Annotated in this window: 18 protein-coding genes; 9 read left to right on the plus strand and 9 right to left on the minus strand. The window is 57.9% G+C overall.

All coding sequences use genetic code 11. The annotated features are described in order from the left end of the window. The first annotated feature begins 20 nt into the window (after positions 1 to 20). Both hemH and BJF97_RS07360 read left to right on the plus strand, forming a co-directional pair. The gene (hemH, locus tag BJF97_RS07355; protein ID WP_014228213.1) at positions 21 to 983 is read left to right on the plus strand and encodes a ferrochelatase; all 963 of its coding nucleotides are present in this window, start codon (positions 21 to 23) and stop codon (positions 981 to 983) included. 63 nt (positions 984 to 1,046) lie between these two features. Further along, positions 1,047 to 2,351, plus strand: a complete 1,305-nt coding sequence (locus tag BJF97_RS07360; RefSeq protein WP_004137947.1) for an inosine/guanosine kinase — start codon at positions 1,047 to 1,049, stop codon at positions 2,349 to 2,351. Positions 2,352 to 2,394: 43 nt separating this feature from the next. On the opposite strand, the gene ybaL is transcribed toward BJF97_RS07360, so the two are convergent. Together ybaL and BJF97_RS07370 are read right to left on the minus strand one after the other, a co-directional pair. Further along, on the minus strand, positions 2,395 to 4,071 hold the full coding sequence (gene ybaL / locus BJF97_RS07365; protein ID WP_014228214.1) for a YbaL family putative K(+) efflux transporter: 1,677 nt from the start codon (positions 4,069 to 4,071) through the stop codon (positions 2,395 to 2,397). Between the two features lie 357 nt (positions 4,072 to 4,428). Next, on the minus strand, positions 4,429 to 5,649 hold the full coding sequence (locus BJF97_RS07370) for an MFS transporter (protein WP_032694163.1): 1,221 nt from the start codon (positions 5,647 to 5,649) through the stop codon (positions 4,429 to 4,431). A gap of 163 nt (positions 5,650 to 5,812) precedes the next feature. On the opposite strand from BJF97_RS07370, the gene ushA reads away from it, so the two are divergent. Further along, on the plus strand, positions 5,813 to 7,465 hold the full coding sequence (gene ushA / locus BJF97_RS07375; protein ID WP_014228215.1) for a bifunctional UDP-sugar hydrolase/5'-nucleotidase UshA: 1,653 nt from the start codon (positions 5,813 to 5,815) through the stop codon (positions 7,463 to 7,465). A 128-nt stretch (positions 7,466 to 7,593) separates the two neighbouring features. Here ushA and ybaK read toward each other — a convergent pair whose 3' ends face one another. Together ybaK and BJF97_RS07385 are read right to left on the minus strand one after the other, a co-directional pair. Then, positions 7,594 to 8,073 (minus strand): Cys-tRNA(Pro)/Cys-tRNA(Cys) deacylase YbaK, encoded by a 480-nt coding sequence (ybaK, locus tag BJF97_RS07380; RefSeq protein WP_032694164.1) that lies wholly within the window; start codon positions 8,071 to 8,073, stop codon positions 7,594 to 7,596. A gap of 201 nt (positions 8,074 to 8,274) precedes the next feature. After that, the gene (locus BJF97_RS07385) at positions 8,275 to 9,069 is read right to left on the minus strand and encodes a TraB/GumN family protein (protein ID WP_014228217.1); all 795 of its coding nucleotides are present in this window, start codon (positions 9,067 to 9,069) and stop codon (positions 8,275 to 8,277) included. Positions 9,070 to 9,391: 322 nt separating this feature from the next. On the opposite strand from BJF97_RS07385, the gene BJF97_RS07390 reads away from it, so the two are divergent. From BJF97_RS07390 to BJF97_RS07410, 5 genes are read left to right on the plus strand one after another with little or no spacing between them, the layout of a single operon-like run. Next, complete coding sequence (locus BJF97_RS07390) at positions 9,392 to 9,799, plus strand: ExbD/TolR family protein (RefSeq protein ID WP_004848379.1); 408 nt, start codon at positions 9,392 to 9,394, stop codon at positions 9,797 to 9,799. 1 nt (position 9,800) lies between these two features. After that, a complete protein-coding gene (locus tag BJF97_RS07395) occupies positions 9,801 to 10,544 on the plus strand; it encodes an energy transducer TonB family protein (protein WP_014228219.1) in 744 nt (247 codons plus the stop codon). Positions 10,545 to 10,578: 34 nt separating this feature from the next. Beyond that, positions 10,579 to 12,819, plus strand: coding sequence for a TonB-dependent receptor family protein (locus BJF97_RS07400; protein WP_014228220.1), 2,241 nt, complete (start codon positions 10,579 to 10,581; stop codon positions 12,817 to 12,819). 19 nt (positions 12,820 to 12,838) lie between these two features. Continuing rightward, the gene (locus BJF97_RS07405) at positions 12,839 to 13,486 is read left to right on the plus strand and encodes a MotA/TolQ/ExbB proton channel family protein (protein WP_004137930.1); all 648 of its coding nucleotides are present in this window, start codon (positions 12,839 to 12,841) and stop codon (positions 13,484 to 13,486) included. After that, entirely contained in the window at positions 13,479 to 14,729 is a 1,251-nt protein-coding gene (locus BJF97_RS07410) for a phospholipase D-like domain-containing protein (RefSeq protein ID WP_014228221.1), read from the plus strand. The genes BJF97_RS07405 and BJF97_RS07410 overlap by 8 nt, the downstream gene beginning before the upstream one ends. A gap of 74 nt (positions 14,730 to 14,803) precedes the next feature. On the opposite strand, the gene copA is transcribed toward BJF97_RS07410, so the two are convergent. Further along, a complete protein-coding gene (gene copA, locus BJF97_RS07415; protein WP_032694165.1) occupies positions 14,804 to 17,305 on the minus strand; it encodes a copper-exporting P-type ATPase CopA in 2,502 nt (833 codons plus the stop codon). A gap of 106 nt (positions 17,306 to 17,411) precedes the next feature. On the opposite strand from copA, the gene cueR reads away from it, so the two are divergent. Further along, on the plus strand, positions 17,412 to 17,822 hold the full coding sequence (gene cueR / locus BJF97_RS07420) for a Cu(I)-responsive transcriptional regulator (RefSeq protein ID WP_014228223.1): 411 nt from the start codon (positions 17,412 to 17,414) through the stop codon (positions 17,820 to 17,822). Here cueR and BJF97_RS07425 read toward each other — a convergent pair. Genes BJF97_RS07425 through BJF97_RS07440 form a run of 4 tightly spaced genes read right to left on the minus strand, consistent with a single transcriptional unit; the run spans position 17,819 to position 22,064 of the window. Further along, the gene (locus BJF97_RS07425) at positions 17,819 to 18,535 is read right to left on the minus strand and encodes a DUF3142 domain-containing protein (RefSeq protein WP_032694166.1); all 717 of its coding nucleotides are present in this window, start codon (positions 18,533 to 18,535) and stop codon (positions 17,819 to 17,821) included. The two genes, cueR and BJF97_RS07425, sit on opposite strands and share 4 nt — an antisense overlap. After that, complete coding sequence (locus BJF97_RS07430) at positions 18,505 to 20,670, minus strand: hypothetical protein (protein WP_032694167.1); 2,166 nt, start codon at positions 20,668 to 20,670, stop codon at positions 18,505 to 18,507. The genes BJF97_RS07425 and BJF97_RS07430 overlap by 31 nt, the downstream gene beginning before the upstream one ends. Before the next feature lie 21 nt (positions 20,671 to 20,691). After that, the gene (locus BJF97_RS07435) at positions 20,692 to 21,150 is read right to left on the minus strand and encodes an NfeD family protein (RefSeq protein ID WP_014228226.1); all 459 of its coding nucleotides are present in this window, start codon (positions 21,148 to 21,150) and stop codon (positions 20,692 to 20,694) included. After that, on the minus strand, positions 21,147 to 22,064 hold the full coding sequence (locus BJF97_RS07440) for an SPFH domain-containing protein (RefSeq protein WP_004129981.1): 918 nt from the start codon (positions 22,062 to 22,064) through the stop codon (positions 21,147 to 21,149). Before BJF97_RS07440 ends, BJF97_RS07435 begins: the two co-directional genes overlap by 4 nt. Positions 22,065 to 22,150: the final 86 nt, after the last annotated feature.

Here is a 22,150-nt window from a genome sequence, read left to right on the forward strand (position 1 = left end):
CAAATGGTTAAGAGGCGGTAATGCATCAGACGAAAACAGGTATCTTATTAGCCAATTTAGGCACTCCCGATGCGCCCACGCCCGACGCGGTAAAGCGCTATCTACGACAGTTTCTTAGCGATCGGCGCGTGGTGGATACCTCCCGTCTACTGTGGTGGCCGCTGCTGCGCGGCGTGATACTGCCCCTGCGCGCGCCCCGGGTCGCCAAGCTCTATCAGTCCATCTGGATGGAAGATGGCTCGCCGCTGATGGTCTATAGCCAGCAGCAGCGGCAGGCGCTGGCCGCGCGGCTTCCGGATACGCCGGTGGCGCTGGGGATGAGCTACGGTTCGCCGTCGCTGGAGAGCGCGGTTGATGAACTGCTGGAGCAGGGCGTGGATCACATCGTGGTGCTACCGCTCTATCCGCAGTACTCCTGCTCCACCGTGGCGGCGGTCTGGGATGAACTAGGGCGTATCCTTGCCAAAAAGCGCGCCATCCCCGGCATCTCTTTTATTCGCGACTACGCCGATGACGTGGACTATATTCACGCGCTGGCCGCCAGCGTGCGGGCATCCTTTGCGGTGCACGGTGAGCCAGATTTACTGCTGCTCTCCTATCATGGCATCCCGCAGCGGTACGCCCAGCAAGGGGATACCTATCCTCAGCGCTGTCGCGATACCACCCGTGAGCTGGTTTCAGCCCTGGGGCTGCCGCCTGAGCGGGTGATGATGACGTTCCAGTCGCGCTTTGGTCGTGAGCCCTGGCTGACGCCCTACACCGACGAAACGCTGAAAATGCTCGGTGAGAAAGGGGTGAAGCATATTCAGGTTATCTGCCCCGGCTTTTCCGCCGATTGCCTGGAGACGCTGGAGGAGATCGCGGTGCAGAACCGGGAAATCTTCCTCGAAGCCGGCGGCCAGCAATATGAGTACATTCCGGCGCTTAATGCGGACACCGCGCATATTGAAATGATGGTCAACCTGACGGCGAAATATCGCTGATCGCGCGTGCGGCGGGGAGTATGCTACTATTCCCCGCTTGTTCACTGTCAATAAATCGCCACTATGAAATTTCCCGGTAAACGCAAATCCAAACACTATTTTCCCGTCAACGCTCGCGATCCGCTGCTGCAGCAAATTCAGCCGGACAATGAGTCTAACGTCGCCTGGGTGGTCGGCATCGATCAAACCCTGGTTGATATCGAAGCGAAAGTGGATGAGGCGTTTATCGTACGCTACGGCCTGAGCGCCGGGCATTCGCTGGTGATTGAAGACGATGTCGCCGAAGCGCTGTATCAGGAACTGGTCCGCAACGACCTGATTACCCACCAGTTTGCCGGCGGCACCATCGGTAACACCATGCACAACTACTCGGTGCTGGCGGATGACCGTTCGGTTCTGCTTGGCGTAATGTGCAGTAATATTGAAATCGGCGGCTACGCCTACCGCTACCTGTGCAACACCTCCAGCCGTACCGATCTGAACTACCTGCAGGGGGTGGATGGGGCGATTGGGCGCTGCTTTACGCTGATTAGCGACTCCGGCGAGCGCACCTTTGCGATCAGCCCCGGGCATATGAACAAGCTCCGTCCGGAAAGCATTCCGGAGAGCGTCATCGCCGGCGCCTCCGCGCTGGTGCTGACCTCCTATCTCGTGCGCTGCAAGCCGGGCGAGCCGATGCCGGACGCGACGATGCAGGCCATCGCATATGCGAAAAAGCACGATGTACCGGTGGTCCTGACTCTGGGGACCAAATACGTTATCGCCGATAATCCGGCGTGGTGGCAGGCGTTCCTCAAGGAGCACGTCTCTATTCTGGCGATGAACGAAGAGGAAGCGGAAGCGCTGACCGGACTATCCGATCCGCTGCTGGCTTCCGACAAGGCGCTGGAGTGGGTTGACCTGGTACTGTGCACCGCCGGGCCTGCCGGGCTGTATATGGCCAGTTTTACCGAGGATGAGGCTAAGCGCAAAACGCAACATCCGCTGCTGCCGGGCGCGATTGCCGAGTTTAACCAGTATGAATTCAGCCGCGCGATGCGCCATCAGGATTGCGAAAATCCGCTGCGTATTTATTCGCATATCGCACCCTATATGGGCGGGCCGGAGAAGATCATGAATACCAACGGCGCGGGCGACGGCGCGCTGGCGGCGCTGCTGCACGATATCACCGCCAATAACTATCATCGCAACAACGTGCCGAACTCCAGCAAGCACAAGTGCAAGTGGCTGACCTATTCCTCGCTGGCGCAGGTGTGTAAATACGCTAACCGCGTGAGCTATCAGGTGCTGAACCAGCACTCGCCGCGTCTGACCCGCGGCCTGCCGGAGCGTGAAGATAGCCTGGAAGAGGCTTACTGGGATCGCTAAGCCGGTAAGTAAAGCCGGCCCCGAGAAGTCGGGGCCGGAAGCATTAACCGGTAATAAGCTCGCCTGCTGGCGGCGTTTCGAGCAGCTGCAGCATGGCGCGGGCGATTTCCCGCTCGCCCATCACCACCTGGTTGGCGCCGCGTTCAACGATATACTCCACTTCATCGTCGTAGTGGGCGCGCGCGATGATCTCGATATTCGGGCACTTCTCGCGCGCGGAAGCCACGATTTCCCCGGCTTCATAGCCGTTAGGGATGGTCAGCAGCAGCCAGCGGGCGCAGTCAAGATGCGCCAGATTCATAATCTCTTCATTGGCGGCGTTGCCTAATACCGCGCGAATACCGCGTGCGCGCAGTTCGTCAACGCGGGTACGCGAGGTTTCGATAACCACCAGCGGCACGCCCTGCGCCATCAGTTTTTCACCGAGCAGGCTCCCGACGCGACCGAAACCGACCAGCAGCGCGTGGTTACAGATATCGACGGGGATCTGTTTCTCATCTTCAAGCACTTCTTCCAGCGTCTGTTCGTCCAGCGTCTCCGTTTTATCGAGATATTTTTCCAGCAGGGTAAACAGGACCGGGTTGAGCATGATGGAGATAATGGCGCCGGCAAGCACCAGGTTTTGCCCGGCCTGCGGCAGCAGATCCAGCGCCATTCCCAGCCCGGCGAGAATAAAGGCAAATTCACCGATTTGCGCCAGGCTGGCGGCAATGGTCAGCGCGGTGCGCGGCGAGTGGCCGAACATTCGTACCAGGAAGAAAGCGGCGGCCGATTTACCGAAAATAATGATGACCAGCGTCGCCAGCACCGCCAGCGGCTGATCGATCAGGATCATCGGGTCAAACAGCATTCCCACGGAAACAAAGAACAGTACGGCGAAGGCGTCGCGCAGCGGCAGGGTATCGTGGGCCGCGCGATGGCTGAGCTCGGATTCATTGAGCACCATACCGGCGAAAAAGGCGCCGAGGGCGAAGGAGACGTCAAACAGCTCAACGGCGCCGAAGGCGATGCCGAGCGCTAACGCCAGCACCGACAGCGTAAACAGCTCGCGCGAGCCGGTTGCCGCGCTGCGTGACATAATCCACGGCACCAGTCGGCGGCCGACCAGCATCATTATGGCGATAAAGGCAACGACTTTACCGATGGTAATGCCCATATCGAGGGCCAGGGTAGCCAGGCCAACGTCGCCTTTCTCGGTCATGCCGGCGACTGCCGGCAGCAGCACCAGCGTCAGCACCATCACCAGATCTTCCACAATCAGCCAGCCGATGGCGATTTGCCCCCGCTGGCTATCAATAAGCTGTCGTTCTTCCAGCGCGCGCAGCAGCACCACGGTACTGGCGGTAGAAAGACACAGACCAAAAACGATCCCGGTCATTAACGACCAGCCCAGCATGGCAGAGAGCGCCATACCCAACAGCGTCGCCACGGCGATCTGGGCGATTGCCCCCGGAATAGCGATAGCCTTGACCGCCATCAAATCTTTTAAGGAGAAATGCAGACCCACGCCGAACATCAGCAGGATCACGCCAAGCTCGGCCAGCTCCGGCGCCAGCTTGGTATCAGCAACGAAACCTGGGGTAAAAGGTCCGGCCAGCACGCCCGCTAATAAATATCCCACCAGAGGAGAAATACGTAGCTTATTGGCAATCATGCCGAGAATAAAGGCGAGCACAAGGCCGCCGACAATGGTGGTGATTAGCGGTGTTGCGTGGTGCATTCCGTCTCCTTGCAGTGGTGAGCTGATCCATTTTCGGCATATACCCGTCATACTTCAATTTGCATGGGCGTTGGCTTTCCTCGCTCACCCCAGTCACTTACTTCAGTAAGCTCCAGGGGATTCCCTGCATCGCCGCCTTCCTGCAACTTGAATTATTTAGGGTATAAAACCAAAAAACCGAATAATAGTTTATGACAATTTCAGCGGTTTTGTTTATGAATAATCGTTGAATTTTGCAGAAAGATGGAATTGGCATGCAAAAAAGCACGGACCGCAAAATGGCAGCAGCTTATGCGGGGTAATGCTGGTGGAGTAAGGGATTGAGGCAGCCAAAGTTACACTTTGGCTGCCGAAGAATCAGGACTTTTGGTGGTTGTTAGGCAGAAATATCGTCAGGATGCCAATCAGTGGCAAGAAAGCGCAGATTTTATAGACCAGCTCGATACTGGTATGGTCAGCTAACAGCCCCAGCACCGCGGCGCCAAGGCCACCCATGCCAAAAGCGAATCCGAAGAACAAACCAGAAACCATACCGATCCGCCCCGGCAACAGCTCCTGAGCGTAGACCAGAATGGCGGAAAAAGCCGACGCGAGGATAAAACCAATTATCACCGTTAAAATGCCGGTCCATTCCAGCGATGCGTAGGGTAAAACAAGAGTAAACGGCGCTACGCCAAGGATAGAGCCCCAAATAACATATTTGCGCCCAATCTTATCGCCTACAGGCCCGCCAATCACCGTTCCCGCCGCGACGGCAAAAAGAAAAGCAAACAGATGAAACTGCGCGTTTTGCACCGATAATCCAAACTTTTGCATCAGATAAAAGGTGTAATAGCTGCTGATGCTCGCCATATAGAAGTATTTTGAGAAAATCAGCAGCAAAAGAATGCTAACCGCCAGAATGACTTTGTTTTTCGGCAATGGATTGACAATGACCGCTTTGGGTTTACCTTTGTTCATACGGTGCTGAGCGGCATACCAGCGGCTGATCTGCGCCAGCACGACGATCGCCAGCAGCGCCGCCAGGACAAACCAGCCAACGTTACCTTTGCCGTAGGGCGCGATAATCAGGGCCGCAAGCAGCGGGCCTAACGAACTGCCAAAGTTGCCGCCGACCTGGAATATCGACTGCGCCAGGCCATGGCGACCGCCGGAGGCCATTCGCGCCACGCGTGAAGACTCCGGGTGAAAGACCGAAGAGCCGGTACCGACCAGCGCGGCAGCCAGCAGAACCATCCCGAAGCTCCCGGAAATCGCCAGCAGCACCAGACCGCTTAAGGTAAAGCACATGCCTATCGGTAGCGACCACGGCATCGGGTGTTTGTCGGTCAGATAGCCCACGACCGGCTGCAGCAGCGATGAGGCCAGCTGGAAGGTGAGGGTAATCATCCCTATCTGCACAAAGGTCAGCGAAAACTCGGCTTGCAGCAGCGGGTAGATAGCCAGAATAAGCGATTGGATCATATCGTTTAGCAAATGTGAGAGGCTGATAGCGCCGAGAATGCGAAACGAGATGCGTGCTTTTTGCGGCGCAGCAGCAGGGCCGGATAAGGGTTGTGCGGTCTGATTCATTGCCATAGGTTCGCTTAAGTATTTTTTATAGAGGATGCAGGTGGAATTATTATCTGCCTAACATACCTGCCCCTAAGGTTTGAAGGAAGTCGCAATTCTGAAAACATATTTGTCTAATCGGCTAACTCGCTATACTTTCGGCACTTGTCATTTCGTCAGGGAGAGAAATATGCACTTTATGAAGCAAGGCGTTGCGCTGGCGCTATTCACGGCGTTATCGCTGGGGAGCCTGTCTGCGCAGGCTTATGAGCAGGATAAAACCTATAAAATTACCATTCTGCATACTAACGATCATCATGGCCACTTCTGGCGCAGCGACTACGGCGAATACGGGCTGTCGGCACAAAAAACGCTGGTGGACGGCATTCGCAAAGAGGTGGCGGCAGAGGGCGGCAGCGTGCTGCTGTTATCCGGCGGCGATATCAACACCGGCGTGCCGGAATCCGACTTACAGGACGCGGAACCCGATTTTCGCGGGATGAACCTGATTGGCTATGATGCGATGGCGGTAGGCAATCACGAGTTTGATAATCCCCTTAGCGTACTGCGTCAGCAGGAAAAATGGGCGAAGTTCCCGTTCCTCTCCGCCAATATTTACCAGAAAAGCACCGGCGAGCGTCTGTTTAAGCCGTGGGCGCTGTTCAAACGCGGCGGGCTGAATATTGCGGTTATCGGCCTGACGACCGACGATACGGCCAAAATTGGTAACCCTGAGTTCTTTACGGATATCGAGTTCCGCAAACCGGCGGAAGAGGCCAAACTCGTTATCCAGGAGCTGCAGCAGAATGAAAAACCGGACGTCATTCTGGCCACCACCCACATGGGCCATTATGACAACGGCGCCCACGGCTCGAATGCGCCGGGCGACGTCGAGATGGCGCGCAGCCTGCCGGCAGGTTCGCTGGCGATGATCGTCGGCGGCCACTCGCAGGACCCGGTATGCATGGCCTCTGAGAATAAAAAACAGGTGGATTACGTTCCGGGCAGCCCGTGCGCGCCGGACAAGCAGAACGGTATCTGGATCGTCCAGGCCCATGAGTGGGGCAAATATGTGGGCCGCGCCGACTTCGAATTCCGCAACGGCGAAATGAAGCTGGTGCACTATCAGCTGATCCCGGTCAACCTGAAGAAAAAGGTCACTTACGACAACGGCGAGAGCGAGCGCGTGCTCTATACGCCGCAAATCGCCGAAAATCCGCAGATGCTCTCCCTGCTGACGCCGTTCCAGAATAAGGGCAAAGCGCAGCTGCAGGTCAAAATCGGTAGCGTAAACGCGCACCTGGAGGGCGATCGCAGCAAAGTGCGTTTTGTGCAAACCAATATGGGACGTCTGCTGCTGGCGGCGCAGATGGCGCGCAGCAATGCCGATTTCGCGGTGATGAGCGGCGGCGGCGTGCGTGATTCGATTGAAGCGGGCGATATCACCTATAAAGACGTGATGAAGGTACAGCCTTTCGGCAACGTGCTGGTGTATGTCGATATGAGCGGTAAGGAAGTGACGGAGTATCTGACCGCCGTGGCGCAGATGAAGCCCGATTCTGGCGCCTATCCGCAGTTTGCCAACGTCGGTTTTGTGGCCAAAGACGGTAAGCTTAATAATTTGACCATCAAAGGCGAACCGGTCGATCCGGCGAAGACCTACCGTATGGCGACCCTGAGCTTTAACGCCACCGGCGGCGACGGCTACCCGCATATTGATACCAGGCCCGGCTATGTGAATACCGGCTTTATCGACGCCGAGGTGCTGAAAGAGTATATCCAGAAAAACTCACCGCTGGACGCGGCAGCTTATGAACCGAAAGGCGAGGTAAGCTGGCAGTAACGTCAGAGCAGCGCCCCGGTGGCGCTGCGCTTACCGGGGCGACAGGTCTGAGCAGTTTTGGATTTTATAGCCCGGACAAGGCGCGTCAGCGCCGCCTCCGGGAGTGTCCTCAGACGAAAAACCGTCAATTAATCGCGACGCGCGATATCGGCGAATTTTGCCTCAAGGATCTTCGCCAGATCGCTGGCCGCCAGCTCAATATCCAGCCCGCGTTTGCCGCCGGAAATATAGATGGTGGCAAACGACTGGGCCGGCGCGTCAATCACCGTCGGCAGGCGTTTTTTCTGCCCAAGCGGGCTGATCCCGCCCACCAGATAGCCGGTGACCCGCTGCGCGACCATCGGGTCTGCCATATCGACTTTCTTAGCGCCTAAAGCCTTCGCCACCTTTTTCAAATCCAGCTGACCCGCTACCGGCGTCACCGCGACGGCCAGATGCTTCATATCGCCGTTGACGGCGACCAGCAGCGTTTTATAGACCTGCTCGGCGTTGAGCCCCAGCTTACGCACCACCTCATCGCCAAAATTGGTTTCGTTCGGATCGTGATCGTAGCTGTGAATGTGAAAACTAATTTTGTTTTTTTCGAGTAATTTTACGGCGGGAGTCATCGTTATCCTTCTTACCAACCGATTTAATGTGACATAAGCATACGCCCGACGGCTGTCTAAAAAATAGTATCATCTTGCGCAATAGTATTGGCAGTGATGGTCACTTTGAGCGACAATCAGACGATCCGGGGCGCGAACCCCGGAATAATAATAATGATGAAATTCCTCTTTGACGGGCCAATAGCAATATTGGCCATTTTTTTACGTCAGCATGTCCGGCAGATTCCCTTCCCCGTACAAATGAAGCGCCCCTACGGCAACCACGTAGCGCCCCGGCGGCAGCGCCAGCAGCGTTTCGCGCCAGGCGAGATTGCGCTGATGCATCAGCACATCATATAGCGACTGGCTAAACGTTGTCGGCAGCGAGGTTGCGCCCGTTGACGGCGGCTGCTCCAGCCACCAGCCGATCATCACCTGCAGCAGACGCGCATTCGTGCGCCAGTGGGTGAGGGTATCCTCCAGCAGCGCCAGGCCGCCGTCGGGCAGATCCCGCAGCAGCGCTATCTGGCTATCGGCTCCCTCCAGCTCCATCACGCGGATATTGCTCTCACGCGCCGCCATCAGCAGTTGATAATCAATGCCGTAATCCGCCCTTAGCCCCAGTTTTTGCGCCTGAGTCGCCTGCAATACCATCGCCACCTGCCACAGCGGCTGGCTGTCGAACAGCGCGATGGACAGCCCCATTTCTCCTGCCCGCTCTTGCAGTTCAGCAAGCAGGGAGGCGCTCAGGCGTTCCGCCAGCGGCGGACAGGAGGGGAGGTTGCTGAACGGCGTTTCGCTGCCGCTAATATCCGCTTCCACAATCAGCGCATCGGCCTGGCGGATCTTTTTTAATAACCTGGCGGGCGGCGGCGACATGTCGCGGGTGCCCATATGAATACTGCCGACCAGGTGCAGATAGCGCTCGCCGGGAAGCGTGATATCCAGCGCGGGCCAGGAATAAGACGAGCCGACGGCGGCTTGCCACAGCATTTTTATTCGGTTTAACAGGCCCATACGTGCTCCGTAGTGTGAGGAAGCCATGCTAGCGCGCGGGGGGCTGGGGCGCAAGGGGACTCAACGTGCGCGACGGAAGAGGCGTTTTGCAATGTCACGAAAATAACAAAAAAATTTGATGTTCTCTTTTTCGTCATTTCTGTAATGGCGTTTTGAAATTAATTATCACTTAAAAAACAATGGAATGACTATTTATAACGTGAATGGCTATGGTGTTTTTTTCTCAAATATTCCTCTGTTGTGATAATAAAATAAAAAATCTGTAACAAAAAATAAACAAAACGCTTCTATATTGGCCCCTTCAATTTTTGGGGGGAGTGACATGCGTAACTGGAGTGAGCCTAAAAAGAATAAAGCCCATATCGAGCTGATCCCGATGATCGATGTGATGATGTTTCTACTGGTTTTCTTTGTCCTGATTAGCCTGAATGTGATCCCGGCTCTGGGCTTGAAAACGCAGCTGCCGTCGGCCGGCAGCGCCCAACAGCTTAAACCGCAAAAAAAAGCCATTATCACCCTCGGCGCCGGCGACCAGCTGCAGCTTGATGGCCAGCCGCTGCCCCTGAATGCGCTGGTCAATACCCTGAAGCAACAGCAGCAGGAAAACCAAACCACCACCATTATCGTGAACAGCGATAAAGAGGTTGCGGTGGAACGCCTGATCGCCGTGATGGATACCCTGCGTCAGGGTGGTTTCTTCTCCATTTCCATTGCCACACGGAAGCAGTGATATGTATCTGCTTTATCGCTCACGTCACGTTGTTAGCTGGCTACCCGCTATTGTCGTCGCCGGATGTTTACTGTTTGTCAGCCAGCAGGCAGTGCTGCAGGTCAAACCGCATTACGACGATACGGTCATGGAACTGTCGCTGGCTGAACCCGAACCGCCGCAGCCGGAGCCTGTCCCGGAACCGCAGCCGGAAATACCGCCGCAAATTCAACCTGAGCCGGAACCGGAGGCGGTCGCTGAACCCGTCGTTCCTGCGCCAGAACCCATTATTCAGGCCAAACCGGTTGTTAAACCGAAAGCCAAACCCAGACCCAAACCGGTTGTGAAGGAAAAAGCGTCGAAACCGCAGGCGATCGCGGCTCCGCAGCCCGCCGCCGTTCGTAGTCCGGTGAGTAAACCAGCCGCGCCGCCTTCTCCCCCGGCGCCGAAGGCGAACGCGCAGGCGGTGGAAAACGGCTATCTGCAGGCGCTGCGCCGGGAGCTGGAGCAGCGCAAGCGCTACCCGAGCGGCCGTCAGGCTTCGCTGGAGCGCCCGCAGGGCAACGTGGAGGTCTGGCTGGAGGTTGACCGCAGCGGCAGGGTGCTGGCTTCCGGTATTGCCAGCAGGGCGCCGAACATGCTGCTCAATCGCGCTGCGCTTAGTTCCCTGCAAAGCATCAGCCAGCTGAAGCCCTTTCCTGAAGAGGCTTTTGCCGGACAAAGCAGCAAAAAATTTACCGCGACGTTTAATTACCAGGCGCCATAAGCCTAATTAATCATTTGTTTTTACAGGAAAAGAAATGAAAAACTTTAATTATTCTGGGATTGCGTTAGCCGTGGTGTCGGCCCTGTTATCGGGGTCCTCGCTGGCGGCGGAAAGCAGCGACGTGGGGGAGATTAACGTTAAGGGGCAATCGCTCGGCGGCGGTCTGATGGTGCAGGAAGACAGCGGCAAAGCGCGTTCCACCCTGACCAAAGAGGCGATGGAAAAAGCCCCCGGCGCCAGCAACGCTATCGACATGCTGAAATATACGCCGGGAATGAACGTCAACAGCAATGACGCCAGCGGCCTGAGCGGTATCGACTACACCATGCGCGGGATGAACTCGGATCAGATCGGCCTGTCGATGGACGGCATCCCGATTAACGACTCGGGCAACTATGCGGTCTACCCCAACCTGCTGGGCGACGCGGAAAACCTTGAGCAGATCTTTGTCACCCAGGGCTCTTCCGAGGCTGACGGCCCGCATATTGGTTCCAGCGGCGGTAATATTGGCCTTGTGACAAAGCGTCCCTCAAAGGAGTTTGGCGGCTTCGTCAAACAAACGCTCGGCAGCCATAACCTCAGCAAAACTTTCGCTCGTCTGGAGACCGGGGAGTACAACGGTTTTAGCAACTGGCTCTCGTACTCGCATACTGAAGCCAAAAAATGGCGCGGGGAGGGGCGTAATTATTCCGATAAGTTCGAAATGAACTCGCTGTACGAGGATGGCAACGGCAACAGCAGCAACCTGATCATGAAGTATAACCGTCAGGATAACAGCAACTATAACACCCTGAGTAAAGCGCAGTTCGAAGAAGACCCGCGTCAGGACTACTCGACCACCCCGGTCTACAACAGCAAAGGTCAGCTGAGCAAATATTACAAGCTGAACCGTAATCCGTTTGAAACCTTCACCCTCTCTTTTGCCCAGCGCTTACAGCTGCGCGATAACCTCGCGTTGACCGTTCAGCCCTATTACTACTGGGGTAACGGCGGCAGCTTTACCGGACAAACGGCCTCGGTGCTGTCCAATACGTCTGATACCGCCGGACAGTACGATCTCAGCAACCTGACTTCCAATACCTACTACCGGCCTTCGTGGACCCAGACCTGGCGGCCGGGCGTTACCACGAAATTGAAGTGGGATATTAACGACGAACACAGCCTGGATATTGGCTACTGGTACGAGCGCGCGCGTCAGTCGCAGACCCAGCCGTTTATTAGCATTCAGGACGATGGCAACCCGGCGAACGTTTCCGGCAAACCGGGCGGTTCCGATCAGGTTAAAGATGCGAACGGCAATACGGTACAGGGGCGTAACCAGTACACGGTGACTCCTGCGCACAAAGTATGGCTTCAGGACAGCTGGTTCGTGACGCCGGACTGGACGCTGGTGGGCGGGCTGGCTTATCAGTATGTTGAACGTAAAGGCGATAATAAAGGCAGCCTGTATAGCGCTGCGGAAAAACGCCAGGCGACCTACCATGAATTCCTGCCGAACTTTAGCATCAGCTATAAGCCGGATAGCGAAAATCAGCTGTTCTATAACCTGACGCGCAACATGCGTACGCCACCCAACTACGTGCTCTACAACGTCGGCGACTCGATCAGCACCAAACCTGAGCTGAGCTGGAACCACGAGCTGGGCTGGCGTTTTCAGCGCGAAGATATGCTGCTGAGCGCGACGCTCTTCTATATGCGCTATACCGACCGGCAGATTTCGACCACCAATGCGGATGGTGACTACGAAATGATGAACATCGGCAGCGTGGAGAGTAAAGGTCTGGAGCTGGAGTGGAGCGGTAAGCTGCCGTACAACTTCAACTACTACACCTCTTATACCTACACCCATTCCGAACAAAAAGACGACATTGTGAGCAACGGCGGACATCCGCTGCCAACGGCGGGCAAAACGGTGCCAAACGTACCGAAAAACATGCTTAACGCGTCGCTGGGCTATGACGATGGTCTCTACTACGGCAGCTTCGGCGGCAAATACGTCAGTTCGTTCTACGGCGATTTGACCAACGACGAAAAAATCGGCGGGCGCACGGTCTTTGATGTCGCCGCGGGCGTGCATCTGCCGGTGGATAAAAAGATTGTCAAAAGCGCCACCCTGCGCTTTGGCATCGATAACCTGTTCGATAAACAGTACCTGACTTCCGTCCGCTCGACGACTTTTAACGCGGCGGCTTACGACGGCGTGAAGGCCAGTACCCCGTACTACAACGTTGGCGAAGAGCGCACCTTTAGCGTCTCGCTGGAAGCCACCTTTTAATTAACCGGAGGGCACTCTGATGGATGCCAATCTGATTCACGATATTATTTTCTACGTTATGTACGCCGCGCTGGCGATCGCCGTGGTGATACTGGTTGAACGCGGCCTCTATTTTTCGTGGGCCCAGCGTCAGGCTTTGCGCTTTGAAAAGGCGCTGACGCCGGACGTTCGCCGCGCGTCGGATCTGCCGGAATCGCTGACCGGCCGCAGTAGCCTCCCGCTGACCCTCATTCTGCCGGTGCTGGAGAAAAAGCAGACGGCGGAAGACCGTGAGGCGATGAGCGATCTGATCGACGCTCAGTATCTGCTCAGCAAACCGCAGATGTCGCGTGGGCTGTGGATGCTTGAAACCGTTGTCACCGCCGCGCCGCTGCTGGGCCTGCTGGGGACGATCCTCGGTATTATGGATACCTTTAAGGCCCTTTCCGCCTCAGGCGTCTCCGATGCCAGCATGGTTTCTGCGGGTATGGGGACCGCCCTGTATGCCACCGGCCTGGGCATTGCTATTGCGCTGCTGTGCCTGGTGGGCAATAACTATTTGCAAAGCCGCATGGAGCGAATCAACGAACTGCTGAAGGTGCTGCTGATCCGCGCCGGCAGCCCTGTCAGCCGTCCGGAGCAGGGCGGCAAACGCTGGGAAGGCCACGAGGCGCAGCGCTATGCCTGAACATGGTCAATGCGGGTGGCCGGCAGGCCGCCTGATGAGCGCGCTGGCGGGGAGCTGGATGCTGTTAAGCCAGCCGGTATGGGCGGCGTTCTCTATACCCGGCTACGAGCTGGTGTATAACGCGCCGCAGGAAACCACCTTACAGGATAACGACTTACGTCATGCTGCCGAGGTCTGGCAGCAGATGTTCGATGCGGCGCGCAGCCATATCGATCTGGCGCAGTTTTATGTGGCGAATGAAAAAGGCTCTCTGCTGGATGGGGTTCTGGCACGTCTGCGGGCCGCCGGGGAGCGTGGAGTAAAAATTCGTTTTCTGATGGAGGAGAAGGGCGTGGGCCTTTCAACGCCGGAAACGCTGACGGCGCTGAAAGCGATCCCGAACCTGGAATTGCGGGTGATTCCGTTCCATCGGCTGACCGGCGGTATTGTTCACGCCAAGTATCTGCTGGTGGATGGCAAAGAGGCTTTTGTCGGTAGCCAGAATTTTGACTGGCGCGCGCTGGAACAGATCCAGGAGACCGGTCTGCGCATCAGCGATCCGCAAACGGTACAGCAGATTCAGGCTATTTTCGATCAGGACTGGCAGGCGCAAGCTCTGCTGGCGGAGAGTAAGCCGGTACCGAAGCCGGCGCGGCAGGCGGTAGCGTCGGCCCCGCAGGGCAATTATCTGGTTGCCAGCCCGCGCGATTATAACCCGAGCGGGGTGATTGATTCGCAGGTGGCGCTGCCGCGGCTGCTGGCGAGCGCCAAATCGCGGATCCGGGTGCAGGTGATGGACTATGCGCCGCTGGCGTGGGGAGAAAAGGGGAGCCGGCCCTTTTATGCGCCCATTGATAACGCTCTGCGCAGCGCGGCGGCCCGCGGCGTACAGGTGGAGCTGATGGTGGCGAACTGGAACCTGAAAAAGCCGGAGGTATTCTGGCTGAAGAGTCTCTCTCTGGTGCCAAACGTTCAGCTAAAAGTGGTGACCATACCTCCCGCCAGCCGAGGGTTTATCCCCTTTGCCAGGGTGGTACACAGTAAGCTGATGACCATCGACGGTACGACGGCGTGGGTCGGAACCAGCAACTGGAGCGGAGGCTATTTCGATAACTCACGCAACCTTGAGCTGGTGCTGAATAATGCGTCGATGGCCGCGCGCGTGGACGCGCTTTACAGCCAGCTGTGGAATAGCCGCTATGCGGCGCCGATCAAGGTCGATTTTGATTATCCGGTTCCGCATCCTGGCCGCGAGTTCGAATAGATAAATCGGCTGAGGCTTCCCCTCTCCCGAAGGGGGAGAGGGGAAGCCTGTTTTCGTCCTCGCCAGAGGCTGCCTTATGCTTTGGGCTTATAGCGCAGCAGGCGGTTGGCGTTGCTCACGACGGTAATCGAAGAGAGCGCCATGGCCGCGCCCGCCACCACCGGGTTGAGCAGCGTTCCGGTCAGCGGCCACAGGATCCCGGCGGCAATCGGAATGCCCAGCGAGTTATAAACAAATGCCCCCAGCAGGTTCTGCTTCATATTACGCAGCGTGGCTTTGGCGATGTCCAGCGCATCGGCAACGCCGTTCAGGCTATGGCGCATCAGGGTAATCGCCGCCGTCTCAATGGCGACATCGCTGCCGCCGCCCATGGCGATCCCCACATCGGCCTGCGCCAGCGCGGGCGCATCGTTGATACCGTCGCCGATCATCGCCACCTGATGCCCTTCGCTTTGCAGGCGCTTAATCGCATCGGCTTTACCGTCCGGCAGAACCCCAGCAATCACCTCATCAATGCCCGCCTCTTTAGCGATAGCGTTGGCGGTGGTTGGGTTATCGCCGGTCAGCATGACCAGACGATAGCCCTGGCGGTGCAGCCTGGCTAATGCCGCCACGCTATCTTCGCGCAGCGGATCGCGGATGGCGAACAGCGCCGCCGCCTGACCATCTACCGCCAGCAGCACCGGCGTGGCACCCTGTGACGCCTGGGCGGTCATGTCGTCTTCTATTTCAGCCGTTGCAATCTTGTGCTCATTAAGCAGCGCCTGGTTGCCGAGCAGCAGACGGCGGCCTTCGGCTTCGCCGCTGACCCCCAGCCCGCGCAGCGTGCGGAAGTTTTCTACCGCAGGCAGGCGTTGGTCCGCGGCTTTGTCGAGAATGGCGCGCGCCAGCGGGTGGCTGGAACCTTGCTCCAGAGACGCCGCCAGACGTAGAGCGGTGGACTCATCTATGGCGGTAAAGGTTTTTATCGCCACCACCTGCGGTTTACCCTCGGTCAGGGTACCGGTTTTATCAAAGACCAGCGTATCGAGAGTGCTGGCGCGCTGCAGCGCATCGGCGTCGCGCACCAGTACGCCGTACTCCGCCGCGCGGCCCACGCCGGAGATAATCGACATCGGCGTTGCCAGCCCCAGGGCGCACGGACAGGCGATAATCAGCACCGTGGTGGCGATCACCAGGGTATAGACAATTTGCGGCGCCGGGCCAAAAAAGTACCAGATCGCGGCGCTGAACAGGGCTATCGCCACAACCGCCGGGACGAACACGGCGGAGATTTTGTCCGCCAGCTGGCCGATTTCAGGTTTACTGCTCTGCGCCTGGCGCACCATGCGGATAATGCGCGCCAGGGTGGTTTGACTGCCGACGGCGCTGGCGGTAAACAGTACGCTGCCGTCCTGCACTACGGTCCCGGCATGAACGGCGTCACCGTCGCCTTTTTGCTGCGGCACCGGCTCGCCGGTGAGCATCGCTTCATCGAACCAGGCTTCGCCCTGGCTAATGACGCCGTCGACCGGTACGCGATCGCCGGTGGTCAGACGCAGGATCATTCCCGCCTGAACCTCAGCCAGCGGCAGATCTTTTTCGCCTTCGTCGGTGACCACCCTCGCTGACGGCGGGGTTAAATCGAGCAGTTTTTCCAGCGCTTTCGAAGAGCGCTGGCGCGCGCGGGCTTCCAGCATATGGCCGAGGTTAATCAGACCGATAATCATCGCGCTGGCTTCATAATAAAGGTGGCGGGCTTCCATCGGAAACCACTGCGGCCACAGGTTGACGCTCATTGAATAGAGCCAGGCGACGCCGGTACCCAGCGCTACCAGCGTATCCATGGTCGCGGTGCCGTTTTTCAGGCTTTTCCACGCGCTGCGGTAGAAATGGCCGCCGGCAAAGACCATCACCGCCAGGGTGACAACACCGATAGCCAGCCACAGGGCGCGGTTATCATCGCTGACCATCATATTGTCGCCGATCATTCCCCAGCCCATGACCGGGATACCGACCAGCAGGGCGACGATAGCCTGCCAGCGGAAGCGCTTCATTGTGGCGACGGCGGTTTCCTGCTGGCGCTCGCGGCGTTCGAGGTCGTCTTCGATAGCTTCCGCGCCGTAGCCCGCTTTCTCTACGGCCTGGACTAATTCTGCGGCGGACGCGCTGCCCATCACCAGCGCAGTGCGTTCCGCCAGGTTGACCCGCGCCTGCGAGACGCCCGGCACCGCGGCGAGCGCGTGTTGTACCCGGGATACGCAGCTGGCGCAGCTCATGCCGTTGATTAACAGCTGCTGGCTGTCATCTTCGTCACGGGCTGCCGGAAGCTCAGAGGTGGCCGCTGTCAGCGCTTCCGGCGGGATTGATGATTCTGCCAGCGGTTTAGCCTTTGGGTGGCTGAGCTCCGCGCCGTATCCGGCCTGTTTAATGGTCTCAATCAGCGCTTCCGCGCTGGCGCTGCCCGTGACGTGGGCTTCGGTAACGGTGACTTCCGCCTGCTCAACGTCGGGACGCTGCTCCAGACTCTCTTTCACCCGTTTAACGCAGTGGCCGCAGGAGAGGCCATCAAGCGCGAGGTCGATAGTGGTAGACATACATAACTCCTGAATAAATTTCCGGTTAATGATTGACCGAACACACTCTTTCATCGAGTATTAACAAGGTTAAACCTTCCAGCAAGGGGAAGGTCAAGGGGGAAAGATGAATATTAGCGATGTGGCGAAAAAGACCGGTTTAACCAGCAAAGCGATCCGTTTTTACGAGGAGAAGGGGCTGGTGACGCCGCCGCTGCGTAGCGAAAACGGCTACCGCAGCTACAGCCAGCAGCATCTGGATGAACTGACCCTGCTGCGCCAGGCGCGCCAGGTGGGGTTTAATCTGGAAGAGTGTCGCGAGCTGATATTCCTGTTCAACGATCCCTCGCGGCACAGCGCCGACGTGAAACGCCGGACGCTGGAGAAAGTCGCGGAAATTGAGCGGCATATCAGCGAGCTGCAGGGCATGCGTACGCAGCTGCTGGCGCTGGCGGACTCCTGCCCCGGCGATGACAGCGCGGATTGCCCGATCATCGATAATCTCTCAGGCTGCTGTCACCGCAAGGCGCAGGCTTAACGCCGCGCCGGGTTGAGCATAAAGACCACCGTGCCGCGGTAGTAGGGGGAGTCATTCAGCTGCATTTCCGCCTGCCGATCGCGTTTGCCGTTTTGCACCAGCCCGAGTTTGAACGGGATACGCAGCCGGCTGAGCGCGGGGAGATAGTCCTGATAATTCGCCACCGTGCGGCGTCCTTGATAGCTTTGTACCACCAGTTCATCAACCGCAAGCGCGTTCAGTGTGGCAATATCGCCGGTTTTAGCCCAGTCCAGCAGGCCCGTTACCCCCAGCGCGAACTCTGGCGGCAGCTGCTGGCGTAGCTGTTGCAAAAACTGGGCGTAGTCGGCGAGCTGATATGTGGCTGCGTCAAAATCAACCTGCAGACCAACCACCTGATTGCCAGCCGCCCGCCAGCGCTGCATCAGGCGTACGATCCGCGGCACAATCGTCTGCGGTACATCAAGTGTGGTAAACCGGACGGTAAGCCAGATTGCGGGAAACGTCAGGCGGCTGACCGGCAGGCCGAGGCGCTGGAATATGACCTCGCCCGCGCGCGTCAGCACCTCGCCCTGATGCAGATACACCGTCTGCGCGTTCTGCAGATCGTTGCTGGCTTTCACCCCGGACCACAGCCAGAAGGCGGAATGCTGGCGCGCATCCACGCGCTCCGCCGCCTGCGCTGACCCGGACAGCAGCGCGATTACCAGTAATATTTTAGTTTTTGCGCCCACGGGCTTCCCGGATACTGCGTTTTCAACTGCGTGAACCAGCCCTTACGCTGCAGTTTTTCGACATCTTCGCCGCCGCATTCGTTGCTACCGGAGGGGGCGTAACAGAGAATCGCCCGATAGAGCGCATAGCTTTTATCTTCCGGCTCCGCTTTCGGCGAGGTGATAATCTGCTGGTAATAGCGTTGGCGATCGTACTGTCCCAGAGGCTGCTGGCGGTTGATGGCTGGCTCGAGCATATCGTTGCCGGCGTGGTCTTTCCACAGATCAACATGCGTCTGCGTGGTGCGGAAGAACTCGCCCAGGCAGTTAAGCCCGTGGGCATCGTCGGCGTTTTTACTGAGCACGGTGACGGTGTCATCCAGGCTGCGGCAGGCATAACCGGCTTCGGTCGCCTCGCCATCCCAGTCGAAGCTGCTAAGGTTGACGTCGTTAAAGGCCTCGCTGATTACCGGCTGGGTAATGGCGGTGGCGAGCTTTTTGTCTTTCAGCCAGTCGCCGAAACGATTTTCCGTGAGATCCCGCACCAGCAGCGTATGCAGAGCGATAGTACGTTCTTCATTATTGGGGCCGTTGGCCGCCTGTTGGCGTAGCAGTTCAGGCGAGGCCTGGGTTTTCAGCACTCGGGAGCGAAAGCGTAGATTGGTCACCGGGCTATCGGCGGCAAAGATAGCCGCCGCGTTACCGCTGTAGACCAGCGTTGCCGCCAGTTTTGCCTGGATATACTGCTGTTGCTCGGGGTTTTGGCTAAGTTGTAGCAGCTGCTGCCAAAAATCGCGCGCCGCGGGCCACTGTGTTTGTCCCATTAGCGCTTCGCCGTAGAGGACCTGTTCGCTGAAGGCGAGAATATCATTCGCCGGCAGCGTTTTCGCCGGCGTGACAGCCTGCAGGATGGCGGCATCGTTGCCCGTCGCGCTCCACAGCTGCAGCTGCAGGTCGCGCCACAGCGGCAGATTTCCGCTCTTCTCAAACGCCGCTTTGCTGGCGTCAAGCTGTGCCTGGGTTAAGGTTGGCTTATTGTCAGCATTCAGGCGCAGGGCGCGGAGAAGTTCGACATAGCTGACCTGCGGCGCGTCCGGGAATGCTGCCAGAACGGGCTGCGCGTAGAACGGCATGCCGAAGACATTATCATATTCACTCACCAGTCTACGCAGTTCCCCGGCGTCGGCAGCCTGCCGGAAGGCCTGCTCATAGAGTCCGGCCAGCTGCGGCCACGCCTGCAGATACCAGTTAATGCGGCGCAGCATATTGCGCGCGGAGTCGGCATAAAGCCCTGCGGGCCAGCGTTGCAAATAGGCTTGAGCTTCTTTTTGCGCCTGTGCGGCATCATCACGATTGATCCGCGCAATATCAAAATCACCGTACTGCCCGACGCTGTTCTGGCTACTTTTGTTGAGCGCCGTGCGCATCAGCATATATTGCGCGGTCTCGGTCAGCCAGGGCTGCTGACTCTCCCGCAACAGGGTGAAATCGTGGGTCGCGGCGGTGTAATTGCCGCCATAGAAGTGGGCGATGCCGGAAAGGTAATAAGCGAATAAGTCGGCGTCCGCATCTGCCGGGAAGCTATTGAGGATATCAGCGACTGCGGTGATATTGGCGCCATAAAACAGTTTCAGCCGCGCCAGCGCCAGGTCATGACGCTGCTGCGGGGTCACAGAGGGCGCGGCGAGCAGGGCGGCGTTGAACTGGCTGACGGCGGCAAGGGTGTTGCTGACAAAGCGGTTTTCCAGTTCATAGTCGGATGTTCCCAGCCGTTCAGCCGAATCGGCCGGCATGATCTGCGCCGGATCGATATTCAGCGCCGCCATTTGTTGGATGAAGGTTTCATCTTCGCGTTGCGCCGGCGGCGCGGGAGGCGGCGCGCTATCCCACTCAGGATGCCAGGCAAAGTAAACATCGCGGGTACGGCTGACATCAGCGGGAATGGCCTGAACGGGCAGGGCGAAAGATTTCGCTTCGCTCAGCAGGCGCAGCAAGTTGTCCCGCGAGTCATTTCCCGGTGTCAGTACAGGTTCGCCTTTTAGCAGGCATAGCGGGTCGCTCCACGAGCAATCTTCGATATCAGCAGAAGCATATGCCTGAGCGGCTGCCGCGAGCAGGGCGCAGAGCGAAAGGGTAAACGTTGTCTTCCTGACCATGACGGATGTCCTGTGGCGTGATTATTGTGATACGACTCTTATATGTAGGGTTATGCCTTCGATGGCGACCACTTCAACCTTGCTGCCCGCCGCGAGGTCGTCATCGGCAATAACCGGCCATGAACTGTCGCCCACGCGGACGTGTCCGCGGCCGTTAACCAGCGCCGTTTCCAGCGTAAAGCGGCGGCCAAGCAGCTGCTGCCCGCGCTGATTAAGCTGAGCGTCCGCCGGCTTCTGGCGCTTAACGCGGTTACGCAGCCAGCGCGACCACAGCCAGGCCGCCAGCAGGGTCAGCACGGCGAACAGCGTACCCTGCCACTCCCAGCTCAACGGCAGCATCCAGACCAGCAGCCCGGTTACGACGCCGGCAATGCCGCTCCACAGCAGATAACCGTTGCCGCCGAGCATTTCCGCCGCCAGCAGCAGCCCGCCGAGGCTGAGCCAGAAAATATGCGGGTGGGCGAGAATCAGCGCGATCATGATTTTTTCTGCGCGCCAGCGCCTTCTTTAAGCAGCTCGCCGATCCCGGCGATGGAGCCCATCAGGCTGCTGGCGTCGAGCGGCATCAGCACCACTTTACTGTTGTTGGCCGCGCCAATTTGCTGCAGCGCATCGGTATATTTCTGCGCGACAAAGTAGTTGATGGCCTGAATGTCGCCGGAGGCGATAGCGGATGAGACCATCTGCGTAGCGCGCGCTTCCGCTTCCGCGGAACGTTCGCGCGCCTCTGCCTGTAAAAACGCTGACTGACGCTCGCCTTCGGCTTTGAGGATCTGCGACTGCTTCTCGCCCTCGGCTTTTAAAATTTCCGCCTGACGTATCCCTTCGGCCTCAAGAATATAGGCGCGCTTGGTGCGCTCGGCTTTCATCTGGGCGTTCATGGAGGCGATAAGCTCCGCCGGCGGGCGTACGTCGCGGATCTCAACGCGGGTGATTTTGATGCCCCACGGGTTGGTCGCTTCATCGACAATATGCAGCAGGCGGGTGTTGATGCTGTCGCGCTGGGAGAGCATTTCGTCCAGCTCCATGGAGCCCAGCACGGTACGAATGTTGGTCATGGTCAGGTTGATTATCGCCAGCTCGAGGTTGCTGACTTCATAGGCGGCTTTCGGCGCGTCGATGACCTGAATAAAGCACACCGCATCAATGGTGACGTTGGCGTTATCGCGCGAAATCACCTCCTGCGAAGGGATATCGAGCACCTGCTCCATCATATTAATTTTGCGCCCGATACGATCCATAAAGGGCACCACCAGGCTCATCCCCGGCTGCAGCGTTTGCGTATAGCGGCCAAAGCGCTCTACCGTCCACTGGTAGCCCTGAGGAACGATTTTTACCGCCGCTCCGACGATAACCAGCGCGACGAAAATAAGAATGGGGATAAAAATCAGCATCAAAAACCTCCTGTCTTGTTGCCTGTTGATGCGCCGGGAGAGTGGCGCGCGTTTAACCAGAGTATATCTTTCCGCGCATCCGGGTG

Source organism: Klebsiella sp. LTGPAF-6F (assembly GCF_001753185.1).
In the GTDB taxonomy this organism is placed as follows: Bacteria; Pseudomonadota; Gammaproteobacteria; order Enterobacterales; family Enterobacteriaceae; genus Klebsiella; species Klebsiella michiganensis.

Excerpts from the sequence above, each read along its gene's own strand:
- hemH (WP_014228213.1), top strand. The coding sequence starts at position 21 with ATGCATCAGACGAAAACAGGTATCTTATTAGCCAATTTAGGCACTCCC.
- BJF97_RS07360 (WP_004137947.1), top strand. The coding sequence starts at position 1,047 with ATGAAATTTCCCGGTAAACGCAAATCCAAACACTATTTTCCCGTCAAC.
- ybaL (WP_014228214.1), bottom strand. The coding sequence starts at position 4,071 with ATGCACCACGCAACACCGCTAATCACCACCATTGTCGGCGGCCTTGTG.
- BJF97_RS07370 (WP_032694163.1), bottom strand. The coding sequence starts at position 5,649 with ATGGCAATGAATCAGACCGCACAACCCTTATCCGGCCCTGCTGCTGCG.
- ushA (WP_014228215.1), top strand. The coding sequence starts at position 5,813 with ATGCACTTTATGAAGCAAGGCGTTGCGCTGGCGCTATTCACGGCGTTA.
- ybaK (WP_032694164.1), bottom strand. The coding sequence starts at position 8,073 with ATGACTCCCGCCGTAAAATTACTCGAAAAAAACAAAATTAGTTTTCAC.
- BJF97_RS07385 (WP_014228217.1), bottom strand. The coding sequence starts at position 9,069 with ATGGGCCTGTTAAACCGAATAAAAATGCTGTGGCAAGCCGCCGTCGGC.
- BJF97_RS07390 (WP_004848379.1), top strand. The coding sequence starts at position 9,392 with ATGCGTAACTGGAGTGAGCCTAAAAAGAATAAAGCCCATATCGAGCTG.
- BJF97_RS07395 (WP_014228219.1), top strand. The coding sequence starts at position 9,801 with ATGTATCTGCTTTATCGCTCACGTCACGTTGTTAGCTGGCTACCCGCT.
- BJF97_RS07400 (WP_014228220.1), top strand. The coding sequence starts at position 10,579 with ATGAAAAACTTTAATTATTCTGGGATTGCGTTAGCCGTGGTGTCGGCC.
- BJF97_RS07405 (WP_004137930.1), top strand. The coding sequence starts at position 12,839 with ATGGATGCCAATCTGATTCACGATATTATTTTCTACGTTATGTACGCC.
- BJF97_RS07410 (WP_014228221.1), top strand. The coding sequence starts at position 13,479 with ATGCCTGAACATGGTCAATGCGGGTGGCCGGCAGGCCGCCTGATGAGC.
- copA (WP_032694165.1), bottom strand. The coding sequence starts at position 17,305 with ATGTCTACCACTATCGACCTCGCGCTTGATGGCCTCTCCTGCGGCCAC.
- cueR (WP_014228223.1), top strand. The coding sequence starts at position 17,412 with ATGAATATTAGCGATGTGGCGAAAAAGACCGGTTTAACCAGCAAAGCG.
- BJF97_RS07430 (WP_032694167.1), bottom strand. The coding sequence starts at position 20,670 with ATGGTCAGGAAGACAACGTTTACCCTTTCGCTCTGCGCCCTGCTCGCG.
- BJF97_RS07435 (WP_014228226.1), bottom strand. The coding sequence starts at position 21,150 with ATGATCGCGCTGATTCTCGCCCACCCGCATATTTTCTGGCTCAGCCTC.
- BJF97_RS07440 (WP_004129981.1), bottom strand. The coding sequence starts at position 22,064 with ATGCTGATTTTTATCCCCATTCTTATTTTCGTCGCGCTGGTTATCGTC.